This window comes from Vreelandella nanhaiensis, assembly GCF_003990185.1.
GTDB lineage: Bacteria > Pseudomonadota > Gammaproteobacteria > Pseudomonadales > Halomonadaceae > Vreelandella > Vreelandella nanhaiensis.
In genome coordinates this window covers 326364-346076 of the sequence record NZ_RZHF01000015.1, presented here as the reverse complement: position 1 = coordinate 346076, position 19713 = coordinate 326364, and the positions used below count along the sequence as shown (strand labels likewise).

14 protein-coding genes and 1 pseudogene are annotated in these 19713 nt (G+C 56.1%); 9 read left to right on the top strand and 6 right to left on the bottom strand.

What is annotated here, in order from left to right; genetic code table 11:
• The first annotated feature begins 4 nt into the window (after nucleotides 1-4).
• Nucleotides 5-1864, top strand: coding sequence for a methyl-accepting chemotaxis protein (locus ELY38_RS11870; protein WP_127062485.1), 1860 nt, complete (start codon nucleotides 5-7; stop codon nucleotides 1862-1864).
• Between the two features lie 26 nt (nucleotides 1865-1890).
• A complete protein-coding gene (locus ELY38_RS11865) occupies nucleotides 1891-4002 on the top strand; it encodes a methyl-accepting chemotaxis protein (RefSeq protein WP_127062483.1) in 2112 nt (703 codons plus the stop codon).
• A gap of 229 nt (nucleotides 4003-4231) precedes the next feature.
• Here ELY38_RS11865 and ELY38_RS11860 read toward each other — a convergent pair.
• Both ELY38_RS11860 and ELY38_RS11855 read right to left on the bottom strand, forming a co-directional pair.
• A pseudogene (locus ELY38_RS11860) lies at nucleotides 4232-4546 on the bottom strand (DUF808 family protein); the annotation flags it as partial.
• 132 nt (nucleotides 4547-4678) lie between these two features.
• Complete coding sequence (locus ELY38_RS11855; RefSeq protein WP_127062481.1) at nucleotides 4679-5605, bottom strand: LysR family transcriptional regulator; 927 nt, start codon at nucleotides 5603-5605, stop codon at nucleotides 4679-4681.
• A gap of 164 nt (nucleotides 5606-5769) precedes the next feature.
• On the opposite strand from ELY38_RS11855, the gene ELY38_RS11850 reads away from it, so the two are divergent.
• The gene (locus ELY38_RS11850; protein ID WP_127062479.1) at nucleotides 5770-6546 is read left to right on the top strand and encodes a ferredoxin--NADP reductase; all 777 of its coding nucleotides are present in this window, start codon (nucleotides 5770-5772) and stop codon (nucleotides 6544-6546) included.
• 90 nt (nucleotides 6547-6636) lie between these two features.
• On the opposite strand, the gene glnK is transcribed toward ELY38_RS11850, so the two are convergent.
• From glnK to ELY38_RS11835, 3 genes are all read right to left on the bottom strand, one after another.
• Nucleotides 6637-6975, bottom strand: a complete 339-nt coding sequence (gene glnK, locus ELY38_RS11845; RefSeq protein WP_027337179.1) for a P-II family nitrogen regulator — start codon at nucleotides 6973-6975, stop codon at nucleotides 6637-6639.
• 162 nt (nucleotides 6976-7137) lie between these two features.
• Nucleotides 7138-8385, bottom strand: coding sequence for an ammonium transporter (locus tag ELY38_RS11840; protein WP_127062478.1), 1248 nt, complete (start codon nucleotides 8383-8385; stop codon nucleotides 7138-7140).
• A 45-nt stretch (nucleotides 8386-8430) separates the two neighbouring features.
• Complete coding sequence (locus ELY38_RS11835; protein ID WP_127062476.1) at nucleotides 8431-8769, bottom strand: P-II family nitrogen regulator; 339 nt, start codon at nucleotides 8767-8769, stop codon at nucleotides 8431-8433.
• A gap of 377 nt (nucleotides 8770-9146) precedes the next feature.
• Here ELY38_RS11835 and ELY38_RS11830 point away from each other — a divergent pair, with 377 nt between their 5' ends.
• The 5 genes from ELY38_RS11830 to ELY38_RS11810 all read left to right on the top strand — a co-directional run bounded on the left by ELY38_RS11830 (nucleotide 9147) and on the right by ELY38_RS11810 (nucleotide 15993).
• Nucleotides 9147-9551, top strand: coding sequence for an accessory factor UbiK family protein (locus ELY38_RS11830; protein WP_127062474.1), 405 nt, complete (start codon nucleotides 9147-9149; stop codon nucleotides 9549-9551).
• A gap of 151 nt (nucleotides 9552-9702) precedes the next feature.
• Complete coding sequence (locus ELY38_RS11825; RefSeq protein WP_127062472.1) at nucleotides 9703-11832, top strand: TonB-dependent receptor; 2130 nt, start codon at nucleotides 9703-9705, stop codon at nucleotides 11830-11832.
• 19 nt (nucleotides 11833-11851) lie between these two features.
• Nucleotides 11852-12805, top strand: coding sequence for a helix-turn-helix transcriptional regulator (locus tag ELY38_RS11820; RefSeq protein WP_127062471.1), 954 nt, complete (start codon nucleotides 11852-11854; stop codon nucleotides 12803-12805).
• A gap of 81 nt (nucleotides 12806-12886) precedes the next feature.
• A complete protein-coding gene (locus tag ELY38_RS11815; RefSeq protein ID WP_185858974.1) occupies nucleotides 12887-15001 on the top strand; it encodes a TonB-dependent siderophore receptor in 2115 nt (704 codons plus the stop codon).
• A 107-nt stretch (nucleotides 15002-15108) separates the two neighbouring features.
• A complete protein-coding gene (locus ELY38_RS11810) occupies nucleotides 15109-15993 on the top strand; it encodes an ABC transporter substrate-binding protein (protein WP_127062469.1) in 885 nt (294 codons plus the stop codon).
• An 8-nt stretch (nucleotides 15994-16001) separates the two neighbouring features.
• Here ELY38_RS11810 and ELY38_RS11805 read toward each other — a convergent pair whose 3' ends face one another.
• On the bottom strand, nucleotides 16002-18050 hold the full coding sequence (locus ELY38_RS11805) for a TonB-dependent siderophore receptor (RefSeq protein ID WP_127062467.1): 2049 nt from the start codon (nucleotides 18048-18050) through the stop codon (nucleotides 16002-16004).
• A gap of 154 nt (nucleotides 18051-18204) precedes the next feature.
• On the opposite strand from ELY38_RS11805, the gene ELY38_RS11800 reads away from it, so the two are divergent.
• Nucleotides 18205-19713, top strand: coding sequence for a YifB family Mg chelatase-like AAA ATPase (locus tag ELY38_RS11800; protein WP_127062465.1), 1509 nt, complete (start codon nucleotides 18205-18207; stop codon nucleotides 19711-19713).

Here is a 19713-nt window from a genome sequence, read left to right as displayed (position 1 = left end):
GACCATGTTTTCTACCCTCCGAGCACGCATCCTGCTAGCTGCGCTAGTAGCGATTACTCTTGCCTTGGTGATTAACGGCATTGCCAGTTACACCACGGTAAAACATCATAATAACCAGCAAATAACCCGTAATCTTAACGCAGTAGTTAGCGGCAACATCAGCGCGCTCCATGAATGGATGGAGTCACGTAGTATTATGCTAACCGGCATGGAAGAAGCTGCAGCTAGCCGCAACCCCCGTGCTGCGCTGCGCCAGCTAACGACCTCTGGCGATTTTATGGCGTCCTATATAGGTTATGCGGAAAGTGGCGAAACGATTTTTTTTAATGGCTGGGAACCGCCCACTGGCTTTGATCCTCGCACTCGCCCCTGGTATCAGGCAGCTGTAGATGCCAGAGACACCATTATTACTGCCCCCTATGTCGATGCCCAGAGTGGTGACCTTGTCGTTACCTTTGCCCGGCCGTTTTACCAAGACGATCAACTACATGCGGTAGTAGGCGCCGATGTTAACATTAGCAACATGGTGGCGATCGTTGATGGAATATCTCCTACCCCTTTAAGTTTCGGCTTCCTGGTAACGGGCGATGGCACCCTAGTTGCTCATCCCAATAGGGAGCTTACTCTTGAGCCATCTACCGCTTTGAGTAATGAATTAAACGCCTCTTACCTATACCAACTCGCTTCTGCGACTAGTCCACAACAAATGACACTGGAAGGAAGTAGTAAGTTGCTACTTGGACGTTCAGTAGGTGGCAATAGCGATTGGCAACTGGTTGTCGCGCTGGATGAAGCCGAAGCAACCACAGGCCTGCGCGCCATCGCCACCACATCGATAATCACGCTGCTGATAGTAGCTGTAATCACTGCTGTGGTATTTGGGCTACTTCTTTCACTGCTGCTGCGTCGCTTGGTGGCTGCGCGTGATGCAATGGATAACATTGCCTCGGGTGAAGGCGACTTGACCCAGCGCTTGCCCGAAGTGGGTAAGGATGAGGTTACACAAATTGCCAGTGCTTTTAACCGTTTTGTAGGCAAGATGGAAGAGGTATTGATCGATGTGCGCGCGAGCAGTGAATCCGTGCATCACGCGGCTAACGAGATCGCCATGGGTGGGCAGGATCTCTCCCGACGCACTGATAACGCAGCCGCCAGCCTGCAGCAAACGTCCGCCTCGATTGAAGAGATCACCAGCACCGTCCAGCACACCGCCGCTTCTGCCCAGGAGGCCAACACGCTCTCGCAAACCGCATCTGAGGTGGCCAACGAAGGTGGCAAGGTGGTGGCGAACGTGGTGACCACCATGGAAGATATCACTCGCGCTTCCGATAAAATTGGCGAAATCGTCACCCTGATGAACAGTATCTCCTTCCAGACCAATCTGCTGGCGCTGAACGCCTCGGTGGAAGCTGCCCGCGCTGGTGAACATGGCCGTGGTTTTGCAGTGGTAGCCGATGAAGTGCGCAAACTGGCAGGACGCAGCAGCGAAGCGGCCGACGATATCCAGAAGCTGATTGAAGACTCGCAAAGCAAGGTCAATAACGGTACTTCCCTGGTGCGTAATGCTGGCGCGACCATGAAGGATATCGTGGCGCATATCACACGCGTGACAGATGTGCTGGCAGAGATCACGGCTGCTACCAGCGAGCAAAGTGATGGTATCAATCAGGTGAATATTGCGGTTGCCGAACTGGATCGTATGACGCAAGAAAACGCCGCCATGGTAGAGGAATCAACGACCGCTGCTGAACATTTAAAAGAGCAATCCCTGCGTCTATCCGATGTAGTTGGCAGTTTTACCCTATCAAGCAGTAAAACTTCCTCCGTCGGGCGACTTATGCCGCCCGCGCCCCTGCCGCGTTAAGCGGCAGCCAAATTGAGAGTACTTAAATGAACTTCAAGTCCATCCGTACCTTAATTGCCACCCTGGTGGGTGGCTGTATTCTGTTGGTTATTGCTGCGCTAGTGATTTACTCGGTTATCGCTAACGCACGCTCCCAGTCGTTGGTAAAAAGCGAAACGCAGGCGCTGCTTGAACGTAATATTGAAGCGCACCTCACTGCAATGGCCTCAGGTCAGGCCGAAGAGATAAAGGGCCAGCTTGAGCATGCGCTAACGCTTGCGACTAACCTGGCGCACACCAATGCCATGCTGGGCCAACAGGATGCACACGGACGGCCATTGATGTCCCTGAGCCGCCGTGAAGTATCAATGCTGGTACGTCAAACGGTGATTAATAATCCCGATCTGCTGGATGCCTTCATTGGTTGGGAGCCAGATGCATTCAACAGCGATGCTCTCTTTACTGGCCGTGAGGATCAGGGCTACAGCCCCGATGGCCGCTTCATGCCATGGTGGTACCGCACTAGCAGTGGCAGCATTGAGGTTCTCGCGCTGGGCGATGATATAGAGAACCAGGAGCGCGATGCAGACGGCATTCGTCGTGGGGAATACTACCTGTGCACCAAGGAAACCCAACATAGCTGTATTGTCGATCCGCGCTTATACGACTATAACGGCGAAACCTTGCTGGTGACCTCGTTTAACGCACCGATTATCGTGGACGGCGAGTTTCGCGGCAGTGCTGGCGTCGACCTTTCTGTTGAATTCATTCAGGGGCTGCTCGAAGAAGCTAACGAAACACTTTACAACGGTGCTGGCGAAATGGCTCTGGTAGCCGCTCAAGGCACTCTGGCTGCCTATACCAGCGCCCCGGAACTGCTGGGTAAGCATGTTGAAAATGCTCTCAACCCTGCGCTTCAGGCCAGTATTGCTCAAGCTCAGCAGGGGGAAAGTGTACGTAAGCTAGACACCGAGCAAGACATGACAGAGCTGTACTGGCCTTTCTCTATCGACGATAGCGGTCAGCCTTGGGTATTGATGATTCGGCTACCTGAAAGCGCCGTCATGGCTGGCCTTTATGACCTGCAGGATCAGCTTAGCGGCCAGAGTAAAGCCTCCATGTGGGGCATGATCTTGATGGGCCTGCTCATTGCTGGCATCGGCCTGTTGGCCAGCTGGCTATTGGGCACCAGCATCTCCCGCCCGCTGAGAAACCTGGCTGAGCGCATGCGCGACATCGCCTCGGGTGACGGTGACCTGACCCAGCGACTGCCGGTGCGCGGGCGTAATGAAAGCGCCGAACTGGCGATCCAGTTCAATGCCTTTGCGGTCAAGATTCACGATGTGCTGGTTGATGTGCGCGCCAGCAGCGAATCGGTACGTCACGCTGCCAATGAGATCACGCTGGGCGGCCAGGACCTTTCACGGCGCACCGAGCAGGCCGCTGCCAGCCTACAGCAAACGTCCTCAGCCATGGAGCAAATCAGCAGCACAGTGGGCCATACCACCAGTGCGTCCCAAGAGGCCAGCGGCCTTTCACAGACCGCCTCGCAACTGGCCTCGCGGACCAACACCGCATTCGAGCAGGTAGTAGTCACCATGGATGATATCCGCGCCACATCGTCCGAGATCCAGTCTATTGTCACCGTGATTGACGGTATCGCCTTCCAGACCAACCTGCTGGCCCTGAATGCCTCAGTAGAAGCCGCTCGGGCAGGCGAACATGGGCGCGGTTTTGCTGTGGTGGCAGATGAAGTGCGCAAACTGGCCTCACGCAGCAGTGAAGCGGCGGCGGATATTCGCCAGCGCATCAACGTCTCGTCGGGTAAGGTAGAAAGCGGCACCCAGCTAGTGCACGACGCCGAAACTGCGATGCATGAGCTTTCCGAAAGCGTCACGCGGGTCACCCAAATGCTGGGCGATATCAGCACAGCGGCCAATGAGCAGAGCGACGGCATCGGCCAGGTCAGCATCGCAGTCACCGACCTTGACCAGATGACTCAGCAAAATGCCGCCCTGGTCGAGGAGTCCACCACTGCCGCCGAGCAACTCAAGGAACAGTCCGAGCGCCTCGCGACGCTGGTAGGTGGTTTTACCCTTGAAGGCGACAGTGTGTCATCCCGTCATCAACTGCCCTTTAAAACGCCCGCAGACTACTGATCGACCCAGGAGCTGGCAGGAGCAGTACATCAATCCTGCTGGACTTCAGCCATTATATTGAATCCTTACAGGGCCTCATAACGAGGCCCTTTTCACGTTGCGATAAGTCTTAACGACTCATTTTTCGAAGCGCTACTACAGTCGCACCCTCCAAGACCGGTAGCGTGACGGCAGCTGTTAATGACAAGGCGGCCTACCCTCTGCCATTCCTTCCTTCACGAGGAAATTCCCTTTCAGCCCCTTCAAAGCAGAAAAACGCCCCGCCTACCATCCAAAAGCGGCATCACTAGCCAGGGTGCAAAAAAGCTGATCGCAACAGCCGACGGGACCAGAATTACTTTGTTAAGCAGCGAACCCTTGGCCACTGCCCAGACAACGGGCAACTCACGCGCAGGATTGACGCCGGTTACCTGTTGCGCGTTCAGCGCAAGATCATCCCCAGAACACCGGCGGTTTTCTTGGTAGCGATTTCTGTCATCAGTGAGACATCGTCGAGAAGTGACGCAATGTCATCGATAAGCGCAGGCAGACTGGTTCCTGCCATCGGGGCCGGCCTTTTTGTGGGGAAGTATTTTGATAATAGGCCCCCATTACTTCTACTGCGATATGACTTTTACCAAGACCCGACCATTCAGCCAGCAGATCGGATCGGCTGCGCCAACCTTGACGGTAATCTTTAAGGCACCGGCGGCAGTTCAATATCATCACTGCGTTTGGCACCAGCCGTCATTTCGCGGCACAGACGCAGAAACTCGCGCACGCCAGTGGTAAGGTACTTGTGGCGGTGCCAGATAAAGGTGAACTGACGCTTCAGGTCCAGCTCTGGCGTGGGTAGTGGTACTAGGCTGCCTCGCCGAAAGGCATCGCGTAGTGCTAGGCGTGACACGCAGCCGATACCTAAGCCGGACTCAACGGCGCGTTTAATCCCTTCGGTATGCTCAAGCTCCAGCAGCGTATTAAAGCGGCTGCGCCGATGGCGCGCGGCGTGCTCCAGAGTCATTCGAGTGCCCGAGCCCTCTTCACGCATGATCCAGTCTTCACGCAGCAGTTGTTCAAGCTCCAGGTGTTTCTGCCCGGCCAGCGGGTGGCGGGGCGAACAGAAAACGCACAGCTCATCCTCTACCCAAGGCTGGCTGATGATCATTTCGTCATCACATTGGCCTTCAATCAGGCCCAAATCAAGCGAGTGCTGGCGTACGCTTTCGATAATATGGCGCGTATTGCGCACCGAAAGACGCACGCGACTGCCCGGATAGCGCTGCATGAAATCGCTGATCAGGAGTGTCGCCAGGTAGTTGCCAATCGTCAGGGTCGCCCCCACATCCAGCGCACCAACGCCTTTCTGGCCGCGTAAAAGCTCTTCTATCTCCTCACCACGGTCAAGCAACGCCACCGCCTTGGGAAGCAGCTGAAAGCCTAATGCGTTGAGCTTCAACCGTTTGCCCAGGCGGTCAAGCAGCTGACAATCGAACTGGCGTTCAAGCTCGGCAAGTGCCGTGCTGGTGGCCGATTGCGACATGGCTAGCGCCCGCGCAGCCTGGGATACGCTCTCGTGCTGGGCGACCGCTACAAAAACTTCTAGTTGTCGCAGGGTATAGTGCATAGATGGCCTATATCTATTTTAGAGATAAGTGTTATCCATATAATTTGCTTAACAGATATAACACCTTTGCTTAGACTTACTCACAAGATATTTATTAATTTTTATTCTTTTTAAGAATATAAAAGATGCGATTTCGTGTTGGCATCGTTTAATGGAGAGAGTGCATGAGTAAGTTTGCTTTGGAAGAAGTGCTTAGCGTTCATCATTGGAACGACACCCTGTTCAGCTTCCGTACCACACGTGAGCGGAGCCTGCGCTTCAAAAACGGCCAATTTGTGATGATCGGCCTGGAAGTGGAAGGTAAGCCGCTGATGCGCGCTTACTCGATCGCTAGCCCCAATTACGAAGATCATCTTGAGTTTTACAGCATTAAAGTGCCCGACGGCCCACTGACCTCACGTCTGCAGCACCTCAAAGTGGGCGATCAGATCATGGTCAGCCGCAAGCCGACCGGCACGCTGGTATGCGATGACCTGCTGCCTGGCCGTAATCTGTACATGCTCTCCACCGGCACGGGCCTGGCGCCGTTCATGAGCTTGATCCAGGACCCTGAAGTGTACGAGCGCTACGAAAAGATCGTGCTGATCCACGGGGTGCGTGAAGTCTCTGAGCTGGCCTATTCCGACTTCATCACCAAGGAGCTGCCAGCGCATGAATATCTAGGTGAAGAGATCGCCGAAAAGCTGGTCTACTACCCCACCGTTACCCGTGAAGAGTTCCACACCATGGGCCGCCTGACCGACCATATCCGTTCGGGCAAGCTGTATGAAGATACCGGCTTGCCGCCGATCGACCCGCGCCAGGATCGGGCGATGATTTGCGGAAGTCCGGCCATGCTGGATGACACAAGCGCCTTGCTGGATGAGCTGGGCATGAATATCTCCCCGCGCATGGGCGAGCCCGGCGACTACGTGATCGAGCGTGCATTTGTCGAGAAATAAGCACTCATAGAAAACGTTTTCAGCGTTTTACCAAAAGAACCCCGCTACCGATCTCCGGTAGCGGGGTTCTTTATGATACGGGGAAGCGAATTAAACCGCATCTTTACCCGTTTCGCCGGTACGAATACGAATGACCTGCTCAAGCGGCATCACAAAGATCTTGCCATCGCCGATTTTACCCGTGTTGGCGACCTGGGTAATCGCGTCAATCACCTGCTCAACCATATCGTCATCGACGGCAACTTCCAGTTTCACTTTGGGCAGAAAATCCACTACGTACTCAGCACCACGATAAAGCTCAGTGTGGCCTTTCTGGCGACCGAACCCTTTTACTTCTGTGACGGTAATGCCCTGCACGCCGATATCGGAGAGCGATTCGCGTACGTCATCAAGCTTGAACGGCTTGATAATGGCTGAGATCAATTTCATTGCGACATCCTCTAGCTTGGTGGCCATTGTCTTGTCTATTGGGTGCGGCGAAAGCCAGCCACCTCTAACGCTAAGCATACACCGCTACAGGCAGAGAATAAAAAGGCCTTCCTCGAAAGGAAGGCCATAAGAGCACGCCAGCTCACTTGCTTAGCATTATGATTATTTCTTAACGCTAAACTCGGGGTAGGCCTCGAGACCGCATTCCGCGATATCCACACCTTCATACTCTTCTTCTTCACTAACTCGGATGCCCATGATGGCTTTTAGCACTAACCAGACCACCACGCTTGCCAGAAACACCCAGGCGAAGATGCCTACAATGCCAATCAGCTGAGCGCCGAAGGAGGCCTCCTCATTGGTGATAGGTACGGCCAGCACGCCCCAGATACCCACCACACCATGTACTGAAATCGCACCGACCGGGTCATCCAGCTTGAGCTTATCAAGCGTGACAATTGCGATCACAACGATCAAACCACCCACTGCACCAATAATCGCAGCACCCAGGCCCGTCGGAGAAAGCGGATCGGCGGTAATCGCCACAAGGCCAGCCAGTGCCCCGTTGAGTGCCATGGTAAGATCCGCTTTGCGGAACCACAACTTGGCTAAAACGAGGGCCGCAATCACACCACCCGCTGCGGCGGCATTGGTATTCACAAAGACCTGCGCCACGTTATTAGCTGAGCCGATATCCGACATTTTCAGCTCAGAGCCGCCGTTGAAACCGAACCAGCCCATCCACAGAATGAACGTACCCAGCGTTGCCAGCGGCATGTTGGCGCCTGGAATCGCATGGATAGAGCCATCCTTACCGTATTTACCCTTACGCGGGCCAAGGATTAGCACACCTGCCAGCGCTGCTGAGGCACCCGCCATATGGACAATGCCCGAACCTGCGTAGTCGGAGTAACCGACGGCATCCAGCCAGCCGCCGCCCCAGGTCCAGTAACCCGAAACCGGGTAGATAAATGCTGTCATGACCACGGCGAAGGCTAGGAAGGCCCAGAGCTTCATACGCTCGGCAACCGCACCGGAGACAATCGACATGGCGGTGGCCACAAACACTACCTGGAAGAAGTAGTCAGCACGCATAGAGTAGTACGGCGCATCTTCACCACCAGCAGTTACCGCGTCCAGGCTGTTTTCAGCGCCGATCAAAAAACCCAGGCTCGGCAAAAAGCCGCCTTCGCTGCTTGAGTACATGATGTAATAGCCCACCAGCAGATACATAGTGCAGGCGATGGCAAACAGCGCGATATTTTTAGTTAGAATTTCCGCAGTGTTTTTAGACCGCACAAGGCCTGCTTCAAGCATGGCAAAGCCCGCGGCCATCCACATGACCAGCACGCCGCAAATCAGGAAGTAAAACGTATCGAGCGCATAGCTCAGGTCAGCCAGTTCGTTCATGGTTAGTTCCCCGTTGAACTACGAAGTATCCCAGTAAGCCCCTATTTAAACGGCATCAGCGCCGCGTTCACCGGTACGAATACGGATGACATCCTCAAGCGGTGTGACGAACACCTTGCCGTCACCGATTTTCCCGCTGTTGGCGGCATTGCAGATGGCATCGATCACGCTCTCCAGGCGCGTATCATCAACCGCCACCTCTACTTTCACCTTGGGCAGGAAATCGACCACGTACTCGGCGCCCCGATAGAGCTCGGTATGGCCTTTCTGACGACCAAAGCCTTTCACTTCAGTCACAGTAATACCCTGTACGCCGTTGTCGGCTAATGCCTCACGAACGTCGTCAAGCTTGAATGGCTTAATGATGGCGGTAATGAGTTTCATCCCGATCTCCCCTGCTGGATAAGTACTGCCGAAAAAGTACTGTTGAATAAGTCCTGCTGGATGGTTAGCGACACTGCCGCTGCAAATAACAATGCCCTACTAATGCGCATACCGTGCCATTCAAATTTTATTTATTATTTTTCAGTAAGTTAAAACAAACACCCAAGCCTCCAAGCACCGTTTAAGGTCATCCCAGGGCGAGCATCTTCGCCTTTGCACCAAAAGAAACCGCTCCATACCCACCAACGCACCATTAGCGGGCAGCAGCCCTTGCAATAAATGTCCCAAGAGCGCAGCCAATGCATGCGCACTTGCGCAGGGTTGCGTATCCTTGAGGTAGCGCCCATTTTTAAAGCATCACCATTGAGGAGAGAATCATGACGCCCCAAGACCGTATCAGCCGTTTGGCTCAACAGATTGGCGACCGCTTACAGAATGCGTCACAAGCCCCTGAAGATATCCAGAAAGGTGTTCAGCAAGTGGTTCGTGGTGCCTTTGATCGTTTGGAACTTGTCTCGCGAGAAGATTTCGACATCCTGATGGATGTGCTGCAGCGCACGCGCACACGGGTCGAGGCGCTGGAGCGTCAGGTGGCAAGCCTTGAAGCTGCGATTGAGAACCAGAAGTCCGCCCCGCAGGCGCCCACGCCTACGTCCTCGGTTGAAGCGACGGAAGACCCCTCAAAAGACACTGCCAAAACAGCGGCGAAAAAGCCCAAGGCTGCCAGCACTTCCACTCCCAACAAGCCAGCGGCTAGCGACAACCTAAAAGACGATAAGTAATACGCTTAACAGCTGTCTAATGGTTATAAAGCTCAATGAGGCCAGAAGAACTAACAACCCAATACATATGATAATGAGAACACATATCATTGATTCTTGCGTTATCAATGGTAGGATTACAATTAACAATAACCTGTTCTCTGGATAGCCTATGAACCGCACTATCGTTTTAAGCGCCGGTCTTTTGAGCGGCGCTTTTCCTATGCTCGCCTTTGCTCAGTCTCAGCCTCAGTCACAGCCCGAAAGTGCCCACCAGGAAACCGTGGTAGTGGTTGGCTCGCGGACGCCCACACAAATCAGTCAAATTCCCGGCGCGGTGCATGTGGTAGAGAGTGCCGATCTGCAGCAACAGATCAGTGCAGGTAGCGACCTGAAAACGGCGCTGGGCCGGTTGGTACCAGGGCTTGATTTTGGGCCACAAGGACGCACCAACGCAGGGCAGAATATGCGCGGGCGCAGCGTACAGGTACTGATTGATGGCGTTTCTCTGAATAATTCACGCAGCCTGTCACGTCAGTTCGATTCCATCGACCCGTTCAATATCGAGCGCGTTGAAGTGCTTTCCGGCACCAGCAGTCTGTATGGCGGGGGCGCCACGGGCGGGCTGATCAATATCATCACCAAACAGGGAGAAAGCGGCCGCCCTCATTTCGAGACCCAGGCCAGCGTGGCCAGCGGGTTCAATACACGTCATGATTTCGACCGCCGTCTCTCCCAATCGGCTAGCGGCGGCAACGACACGGTGCAGGGGCGCATCGGCGTATCCTTGGTTGAAAATGGCCGCCAGTACGACGCTGGGGGCAACGAAATCTTTCCCGATATCGCACAGAGCGACCTTCAGGACAACCGCAGTCTGGATATTCTTGGCAACGTGCGAATTGAGCTAAGCGACGAACAGACGCTGATGCTCAGCGGCCAGCTTTATGAATCAGGGAAGAAAGGCGACCGTGGGGTTTACTACCCCAACCTAGCGGCCGCATCGCCCAACCTTAATGATGCAGATATCCGTGACGGCTTTACCGCCGACCGCGCCCCGCACACCGACCGCAAGATGTTCAGTGTTAACTACCATCATGCCAATCTTCTGAATCAGGATTTCTATCTTCAGGCTTTTCATCGTGAGGAGGAATCCAGTTTCCATCCCTTCCCTTACCCCGCCCAAGACGACGGCTATTACTTTGCGGCTTCCCAGCAGAACACGACGTTAAGCGGCTTGAAGGGACTCTTCTCAGCTGACCTGACTGAGAGTCTCAACCTGACCTATGGCGCAGATCTGGATAAAGAGTCGTTTGATGCCACACAAATGCGCTTTGATCGCGCCGCAAGCGATGCCTCCGGCGGCCTTGTACAACGCGCCGATCATATTACGCCACGCTACCCAGGCTTCGATATCAATACGCTGGCCCTGTTTGCGCAAAGCGACTGGTGGCTGACAGATCAGCTCCAGCTTAGCGGCGGCATTCGCCACCAACGCATGGCTGTGGATATTGACGATTACAACAACGTACCCGGCGGCTCAAGCGACTATAACGTCACGCTGTACAACATCAGCACCCTTTACGATTTCGACAACGGCCACCAGAGTTGGCTTGGCTATTCCGAGGGCTTTGACCTGCCGGACCCGTCCAAATACTACGGGCGCCCAGGTCAGACCGTGGCCGACAACCCGCTGGACGGCATCAAGACCCAGCAAGTAGAGCTGGGCTGGCGCTATCAGGGCGGCGACTGGCTGACCCAGGCAGCGGTTTACTACGCATGGTCGGATACCGCCATGGAACTGGACAGTGACCTTAACATCACCCAAGTGGACGATGATCGCCGTGATTATGGTTTGGAAGCCTCCGTTACCCGCTTTATCGGCGATCATTGGGAGGTAGGGGGCACGCTGCATACGCTCACCTCCGAGCGTAAGGTGGACGGCACTTGGCAGGACCGCGGGATTACCGTAGCCCCCTATCCGTCACAGGATAGCCTGACTGCCCACGTTGCCTGGGCCGACAATGATCGCTCGCTGCGCCTGCAAGGCAGCCATGCGCGGGATTATACAGACAGTGACGATGGCCGCATCGACGGCTTTACCACGCTTGACCTGATCGGTAGCCAGAACACCGGGTTTGGCACTGTTAGCCTGGGGATCAGCAACCTGACTGACAAACAGTACTCGACCCCCTGGGGTCAGCGCGCCGTGGGTTTCTATTCACCCAACTACGGGCCGGAATACCTCTACGATTACCAGGGCCGCGGGCGTACCTTTACGCTGGGCTGGGCACTGGAATACTAGGCGCCAAGGGTACATATCGATGCCGACCATCACGTCGTTAACGCCGTCCACGCTCAGCCAACTGGGGCACACGTTCGGCATCGATTATCTGCATACAGGGAAAGGGTTTGACTATCCAATTGCGCAGGGGAAGGTTAGTGATCTAGCGCTCTCCTCTGCGCTCCATCTCACCCTGTCGGACCTTGAGGTGCATCAACGCTATGTCTCTCGCTCCACGCATACAGTGCCATGGTTTCTGAGTGTCGTCGTGGATGGCCGCATTGATATCACCCAAGGCCAGAAGCATCTGACCATCGGAGCTGGCCAGGGGCTATGCGCGCACTTTACTCCTCAGGCACCGCTGATTGTCGACCAGCCGGTACAGCCGCGGCTGCGTACACTCAACATTGCCGTGCTGGCCACCGCTCCCCATACATTGCCCAGCGCTCACGAGCCTCAACTGCACGCCTGGACGCTGCCTTCCGCACTTATTGAACAACTACGTGCCACAAGCGAGGAGCCGCTGGATGATTGGCGCCAGTCGATCATCTGGCAAGGGCTTACCCTGCAGCTGCTGGGTCACGGCTTACCCACAACACTGCCTGCGAATAGTAAACCCACCTTGGGCATCAAGGCCCGCGAACGCGAACGGCTCGCCCGATTACATGCTGAGCTGCGTAATAATCCAATGATCGATTACCGCCTGAGCGATCTGGCTCACCGCGCGGCAATGAGTCCCAGCAGCCTGCGGCAAAAATTCAGCGCGCTTTACGGCTGCTCAATTTTTGACCACTTACGCCACTGCCGGCTTCAACAGGCGTATTGCGCTTTGGAAAAAGGCTATAGTGTTCAGCAGGCTGCCCATACCTGCGGCTATCGGCACGCAACAAACTTTACCACTGCCTTCAAGCGCCACTTTGGTATCGCCCCCACAGAGGTAGCCAGCAGAGCGAAAACATCATCAAAACAGCGTCAACGCTGGCATTGCGCATAGCTGATTTGGCATATGGCATAGCTCAGCAGGCCACTAAAGATAAATAATTCTCATTATTATAAACGGTAGAGACTTATTGTCATGCTTATGCGCCAGCACCGCTTTCCTTATCGCCATCTTGCCCTGTCCATCGCTCTAGCCGGCAGCTCTTTATCCCTGGCTCATGCCCAAACGACACCAAATACCTCTCAGCTAGCCACCGTCACGGTGACCGCTCAGCAGGCCGCTACCAAGCTGGAAACGCCCTCTCTTGAGACGCCACAAAGTGTCTCTACGATTACGCGTGAACAGATGGAAAGCCGTGGGGTAAGCACCGTTCAGCGGGCAACGGATTACACCCCCGGCGTTTATTCGAATCAGGTAGGGGCATCCAACCGCTTTGACTACTTGGTGCTGCGCGGGTTTTCAGATGGCAGCTTGAGCAACACTTTTCTGGACGGCCTGAAGGTAATGGGCGATGCCAATTCGCACAGTTCCATGCGCATCGACCCATGGTTTCTGGAAAGCATCGAAGTGGTGCGCGGCCCAGCGTCCGTGCTTTACGGTCGCGCATCGCCTGGTGGTGTTGTAGCGCTCAACAGTAAGCGTCCTGAATTTGAGCAGGGCGGCGAGCTGCGCTTTCGAGTGGGCAATAACAATCAGCGCAGCGCAGCGTTTGACCTCACCGGGCCGATTGGCGAGCAGCAGCGGGTGGCGTTCCGTCTGACCGGTATCGCCAGCACCGCCGATACCCAGTTCGGCCCAACGGAGGAGCAGCGCTACGCCATCGCGCCGCGCCTGACGTGGGACATGACCGACGACACCAGCCTGACTATTGAAGCCTATCTGCAGGACGAACCCGAAGGCGGTTATCACTCTGGCGTGCCTTATGAAGGCGCCGTAATACCCCGCAACGGGCGTAAAATCAGCAACAACTTCTTTGACGGCGAGGAAGATTACGACGCCTATGAGCGCACTCAGCGCATGTTCGGCTATACGCTTGAGCACCGCTTTAATGATCAGGTGGCTGGCCGTCAGATGCTGCGTTATCTCAATTCGGATGTGGTGCTCAACCAGCCTTACGGCTTTGGCTGGACCTCGCCCACCTCGAATGAATTGAACCGCTACTATTCGGGCAGCGACGAGTCCCTGGAAGCCTGGACCATCGACAACCAGCTGGAGGCCCGGCTTAGCGACGGCTTCATGGAGCATACGCTGCTCTTCGGGGTGGATTACCAGCAGCGCGAAAACGACGTTGCCTGGCCTTCCGGCGCCTTTGAGCCGATCAACGCGTTCGACCCGGTCTATGGCACTGGCCCGGTGGCGTTTTACGACCCCATACGCGAGCGTCATGAAATCGAACAGACCGGCGTCTATCTACAGGATCAAATCGCGCTCAATAACTGGCGCTTCACCCTGGGCGGGCGCTACGACTGGGTCAGCATCGACAACACGGATCTGGATACCGATGCATCCAGCTCACTCAGCGATACCCAATTCAGCGGCCGTGCCGGTGTGGTTTATCTGTTCGATAACGGCGTGGCGCCTTACCTGAGCTACTCCACCGCGTTTACCCCCACAAGCTTTGTGGATGCAAGCGGCGATTTGCTTGCCCCCATGGAGGGCGAGCAGTGGGAAACCGGGGTGAAGTATCAACCCAGCGGTAGCGCCAGCCAGTACAGCGCGGCCCTTTTCCATATCAGCCAGAAGAACGTGGCAACCAAAGAGCAACCCTCTGACCCGTACCGCGCGGTGGGTGAAATCGAATCCCAAGGCCTTGAGCTGGAAGCCCAGACCCAGCTGACCGAAACACTCTCGCTACAAGCAGGCTACAGCTTTACCGATATTACCTATGCTAAAAGCGATGACGGTAATCAGGGCAACAACGCGATTTACTCACCCCGGCATCAGGTGCAGGTATGGGGCCATTACGACGCGAACAGTGGCTGGTTGAACGGCGTGGATGTGGGCGTTGGGGTACGCCATTACGCTGATATTGCCGCGGATCGCGCGAACACCGAAACCGTGCCCGATTACACTCTGGTGGATGCCACCATTGGCTATGACTGGAGCCATGCAGGCGTTGCAGACGTGGAAACCCGCCTGAACGTCAACAACGTGCTGGATAAAGAGTACGTAGCCTCATGCAACTCGTTGGACTACTGCTACTTTGGCGCTGAGCGCGGAATTACGGCAAGCGTTCATTACCGCTTTTAAACCTGCTGTTTCAGTCGACCCGCCCAGGCCATACGCCTGGGCACTTCTATTTGCAATTGATAAAAAGACTCGTTTAAATAAAGCGCTTACTGTCAGGTTCTCACTCCATGCGCGGCTACTCCCTACTTCGCACGCTAATCCAAAGCAGCGTTCTCGCTACGGGTCTACTCGTGTCTTGTATTACTCACGCCCAGTTTGCCACGGTGGACTGGACCATTGCGGAAACGCTGGTCGCGATTGACGCACCGATTAGCGGCGTGGCCCAGCAACAGGACTACTACGATTGGGTGGGCGAGCCGCACATTCCGGAAAATGCCACCGACCTTGGGCTACGCACCCAACCCAATTTTGAGCTATTGGCCCAGCTGGCCCCCGAGCAGATATTGATCTCTCCGATGTTTGCCGCGTTAACGCCACGCCTGGAGCGCATCGCTCCAGTCACCTCGCTTGCGCTCTACTCGCCCGGTGCCAATACCTGGCAGGAGATACAAATGCTGACGCGCCAGCTGGGGGAAATAACTAACCGGTCAGCTCAGGCAGAGCAGCTCATCGATGATACCCAGGCGCTGATGGATTCGCTACGCGAGGCACAGCCGGATACCGCACCGCTGTTGATGGTGCAGTTTATGGATGCGCGACACGTGCGGGTCTTTGGTGAAAACAGCTTATATAATGCAGTGCTTGAACAGCTTGGTCTGGCTAACGCCTGGGATCAGCCTACCAACGCCTGGGGGTTTGCTTTAACGGGCATTGAAGTACTCGCCCGCTATCCCGAGGCCAGGCTTGTGATCATTGACCCACTGCCCATGGGCGTGGAAGAACAGCTGGAGAAAAGCGGCCTGTGGCAAAAGCTGGCCATTGTGCAAAGCGGTAACCTGCTGCGCTTGCCGCCGGTATGGAGCTTTGGAGCGCTGCCCTCCGCCCAGCGCTTCGCGCGCGTGCTGACCGCCGGGCTGAAGGAAGCTTCGCCCAGCGGCCAACCTGACGATTAACGTACGGCTTACCAGCGGTAGCTAACGCTGCCAATCACGCTGCGTGATTCACCGAAGTAGCACCAGTAGTCACAGCTTGCCACGTATTCTTTGTCGGTCAGGTTATTGACGTTGAGCTGGGCCTGCCAGCCTTCGGCAAACTCATAACCGATCATGGCATCTGCCAGGGTAAAGCTGCTCACCTGGGTGTCGCCATCCACACTTTCGCCCACATAGCGCACGCCGCCGCCCAGGGTAACGCCATCCAGTGCACCACCGGTAAAGGCATAATCCAGCCAGGTAGACGCCTGGTGACGCGGAATCAAACTGGCGCGCTGGTCATCTTCCAGGCGCGAGTCGGTATAGGTGTAGGCCGCAGTGACTTTCAAGTCATCGGTAACGTAGCCCACCCCTTCCAGCTCAAAGCCCTGGGAGGAGCGCTTGCCTTCCTGAACCTGGAAACCGGCCGGTGAGGTGACCAACGTGTTGCTCTCTTCCAGATCAAACACGGCGGCCGTCACGTAGCCATCCCAGCCGATGGGCGCATACTTCACACCGGCTTCCCACTGTCGTCCTTCCCGAGGGTCGTAAAGGCTGCCCGCGTTGTCGGATTGGGCAATCGGCTCGAACGACTCGGTGTAGCTGACGTAAGGATTAACCCCGTTCTCACCCAGATACATGACCCCGCCCGACCAGGAAAGCTGGTCATCATTAGAGCGCTCGGTTGCACCAGTGGTGATGTTGGTATTTTCGGTTTCCGCCTGGTCATAACGCACGCCGCCCAGCACGACCCAGCGGTCATCCAGGCGCAGCTGGTTTTGCAGGTAAACACCGATCTGCTCTTTATCGATATGCCGCTCGACCAAGTCTTCATCGGCAAACGGCGTGTAGTTGCCGTAAGTGGGAGTAAAGATATCGATCGGCGCACCAAAGGCGTAATCGTCGCCTTCTTGGCCCTTGAGACCTAGATTCTGGTAATCGACGCCTAACAGCAGTGTATTTTCGGTGCGCTCGGTGTACCAGTTGCCCACAAAGCGGTTATCCACCGTCCAGCTATCGGCCTTGCCGTCGCGCAGCGTCAATCCGCGGGACGCACGGCGGTCATCCACCATGGAAAGCGCATAAGTGCTGCGTAGCTCCAGGTCGAGCTCGCTGTAGCGCAAATCCTGTTCAAACGCCCAAGTATCGTTGACCTGGTGGCGTAGCTCGTAGCCTAGCCCCCATTGGGTGCGCTTGTTGCGGTCGTAGTCGGGTTCGCTGACGTTGGTTTGCGGGTTCACTCGGCCAAATGACGTGTCTTGGATACTGCCGTACGGGAGCTTGAAGCCATTGACGGGCACGCCATCATCTTTCTGCACGCTAGCCAGGAAGGTAACACTGGTGTCTTCACTGATATCCACCGCCAGGCTCGGGGCAAAGTAGTAGCGCTCGTTATCGGTGTTATCCAGGTCACCATCGCGCTCTTTATACATGCCCACCACACGGTAGCGAACATCGTCTGATTCCCCCACCGGGCCGCTGGTATCCACGCCTATCTGGCGATGGTTGCGGTTACCCAGCTGAAAATTCACATTGCCTTGGGGCGTATCGGTCGGCCGTTTGCTCACCGCGTTAATCAAGCCACCGGGAGGCGCTTCACCGTAAAGAATTGAAGACGGCCCCTTGAACACATCCACCCGCTCGAGCCCGTAAGGCTCCGGCAGCCATTGATAGAAGCCTTCACGGTAGATTCGCAGGCCATCCTGATAGGTGGATTGGTCAAACCCGCGCACCTTGATCCAGTCGGTATCGTTATCGCTGCCATAGTGGCCAGCAAGCACCCCCGCGCGGTAGCGGAAGGTTTCATCCAGCTGCTGCACGTTGCGGGTTTCAAGCTCCTCACGGTCAACACTGGATACCGGGCGCGGTGTTTCCACCAGCGGTGCATCAACTTTCAACGCCGTTCCCACGACCACCACGGCATCGTTGTTGACCGTTTCCTGGGCACTGGCGGTGGCGCAGACGAGAATGGCGGTGACGGGAATCAACGCGGCAATGGAACGCGCCAGGGGGCGGCGTATAAACGGCAAAGACGGCATGTTGAACACTCAGTTTGGTTAGAAGCGGAGAGGCCAAAAATTATTTAGTGATAATCATTGTTATTTACATTCACTATACAGCGGTCTTACCTACTCTATCAACGCCTGTGTAAATAATTTAAATTAGGCTAAGTAAAACTAGCGAGGAAGCACAATGACATTGGCCATTGTTGCCACGCGCGCAGGCGTGGGGTTAGACGCACCGGCGGTACATGTAGAAGTCCACTTGGCTAATGGCCTGCCGGGGTTAACCCTGGTGGGTCTGCCCGAAACCGCAGTAAAAGAGAGCCGCGAGCGTGTGCGCAGCGCCTTGGTCAATGCAGGATTCGATTTTCCTAATACCCGGCGGATTACGCTGAACCTCGCACCCGCGGACCTACCCAAGGAAGGCGGTCGATTTGATTTGCCCATCGCGCTGGGGATTCTTGCTGCCTCCGGCCAGATCCCGGTAGAGGCATTAGAGGGCATGGAGTGTGCAGGCGAATTAGCGCTGGATGGCAAGCTGCGCGCCGTACCCGGCATTCTTCCCTTTGCCCTGGCAACGCGCCGAGCTGGAAAAGCCTTGATTATCCCTCGTGAATGCGCCGATGAAGCCGCGCTGGCGGGCGACTTGCCGGTGTTGCCTGCTGATACGCTTTGGCAGGTTGTCGCCCACCTGCTCGGGCAAGAGAAAATCCCTTCCCACCGCCTGCCCGCCTCAGTTAAAACCACTACGCCTACGGCAGATTTAGCTGATGTACGTGGCCAGCAGCAGGCACGCCGGGCGCTGGAAGTGGCTGCTGCCGGTGGGCACAACCTGCTGTTCGCAGGCCCGCCCGGCACCGGCAAGACCATGCTTGCAAGCCGCCTGCCGGGCATTCTGCCGCCGCTTTCCGAAGAGGATGCCTTAGCGGTCGCCGCCGTGCGCTCGGTATGCGGGCTGCCCCTGGATGCCGACTGGGGCAAGCGCCCATTTCGCCAACCGCACCATAGCGCCAGTGCCGCAGCGCTAGTGGGCGGCGGCTCCAAACCCAAGCCTGGGGAGATTTCGCTTGCCCACCACGGTGTGCTGTTTTTGGACGAACTGCCGGAGTTTTCCCGCAACGTGTTAGAAGTTCTGCGCCAGCCGCTGGAAACCGGCGAAATCCATCTGGCCCGGGCCAGCCATGAACGCCGTTACCCGGCGCAATTTCAATTGGTAGCTGCCATGAATCCTTGCCCTTGCGGGCACCTAGGCGACCCACGCCAGCGCTGCCAATGCACCGCCAGTCAGATTCAACGCTATCAAGCGCGACTTTCCGGCCCGCTGTTGGATAGGATTGATCTACAAGTGGAAGTCCCCGCACTACCGCCAGAGCAACTGACCGCCCAAACCCAGGGGGAGTCCTCTGAAGCGGTGCGTGAGCGGGTCATGGCCGCTCGCGAACGCCAGATGGCCCGCGGCGCGCTGAATAGCCAGCTAGGCGGCAAGGCGCTGGAAGCCGCCTGCGACTTGAACGATGAGGAACGCACCTGGCTTGCCAGCGTGCTGGAAAAGCTCAAGCTTTCCGCCCGCGCCTACCACCGGGTGCTGCGCGTGGCGCTAACGCTGGCCGATTTACAGGGCGAGCCCAAGCCCTCCCAGGCTCACCTGATCGAGGCCATCGGCTATCGGCAGCTGGACCGTATATTAGGGAAAGGCTGA

What these genes read in the sequence shown, in the direction of transcription:
- ELY38_RS11835 (WP_127062476.1), bottom strand. Translation starts at nt 8,769, where the DNA reads ATGAAACTCATTACCGCCATCATTAAGCCATTCAAGCTTGACGACGTT.
- ELY38_RS11825 (WP_127062472.1), top strand. Translation starts at nt 9,703, where the DNA reads ATGAACCGCACTATCGTTTTAAGCGCCGGTCTTTTGAGCGGCGCTTTT.
- ELY38_RS11855 (WP_127062481.1), bottom strand. Translation starts at nt 5,605, where the DNA reads ATGCACTATACCCTGCGACAACTAGAAGTTTTTGTAGCGGTCGCCCAG.
- ELY38_RS11805 (WP_127062467.1), bottom strand. Translation starts at nt 18,050, where the DNA reads ATGCCGTCTTTGCCGTTTATACGCCGCCCCCTGGCGCGTTCCATTGCC.
- ELY38_RS11815 (WP_185858974.1), top strand. Translation starts at nt 12,887, where the DNA reads ATGCTTATGCGCCAGCACCGCTTTCCTTATCGCCATCTTGCCCTGTCC.
- ELY38_RS11850 (WP_127062479.1), top strand. Translation starts at nt 5,770, where the DNA reads ATGAGTAAGTTTGCTTTGGAAGAAGTGCTTAGCGTTCATCATTGGAAC.
- ELY38_RS11810 (WP_127062469.1), top strand. Translation starts at nt 15,109, where the DNA reads ATGCGCGGCTACTCCCTACTTCGCACGCTAATCCAAAGCAGCGTTCTC.
- ELY38_RS11865 (WP_127062483.1), top strand. Translation starts at nt 1,891, where the DNA reads ATGAACTTCAAGTCCATCCGTACCTTAATTGCCACCCTGGTGGGTGGC.
- glnK (WP_027337179.1), bottom strand. Translation starts at nt 6,975, where the DNA reads ATGAAATTGATCTCAGCCATTATCAAGCCGTTCAAGCTTGATGACGTA.
- ELY38_RS11870 (WP_127062485.1), top strand. Translation starts at nt 5, where the DNA reads ATGTTTTCTACCCTCCGAGCACGCATCCTGCTAGCTGCGCTAGTAGCG.
- ELY38_RS11840 (WP_127062478.1), bottom strand. Translation starts at nt 8,385, where the DNA reads ATGAACGAACTGGCTGACCTGAGCTATGCGCTCGATACGTTTTACTTC.
- ELY38_RS11800 (WP_127062465.1), top strand. Translation starts at nt 18,205, where the DNA reads ATGACATTGGCCATTGTTGCCACGCGCGCAGGCGTGGGGTTAGACGCA.
- ELY38_RS11820 (WP_127062471.1), top strand. Translation starts at nt 11,852, where the DNA reads ATGCCGACCATCACGTCGTTAACGCCGTCCACGCTCAGCCAACTGGGG.
- ELY38_RS11830 (WP_127062474.1), top strand. Translation starts at nt 9,147, where the DNA reads ATGACGCCCCAAGACCGTATCAGCCGTTTGGCTCAACAGATTGGCGAC.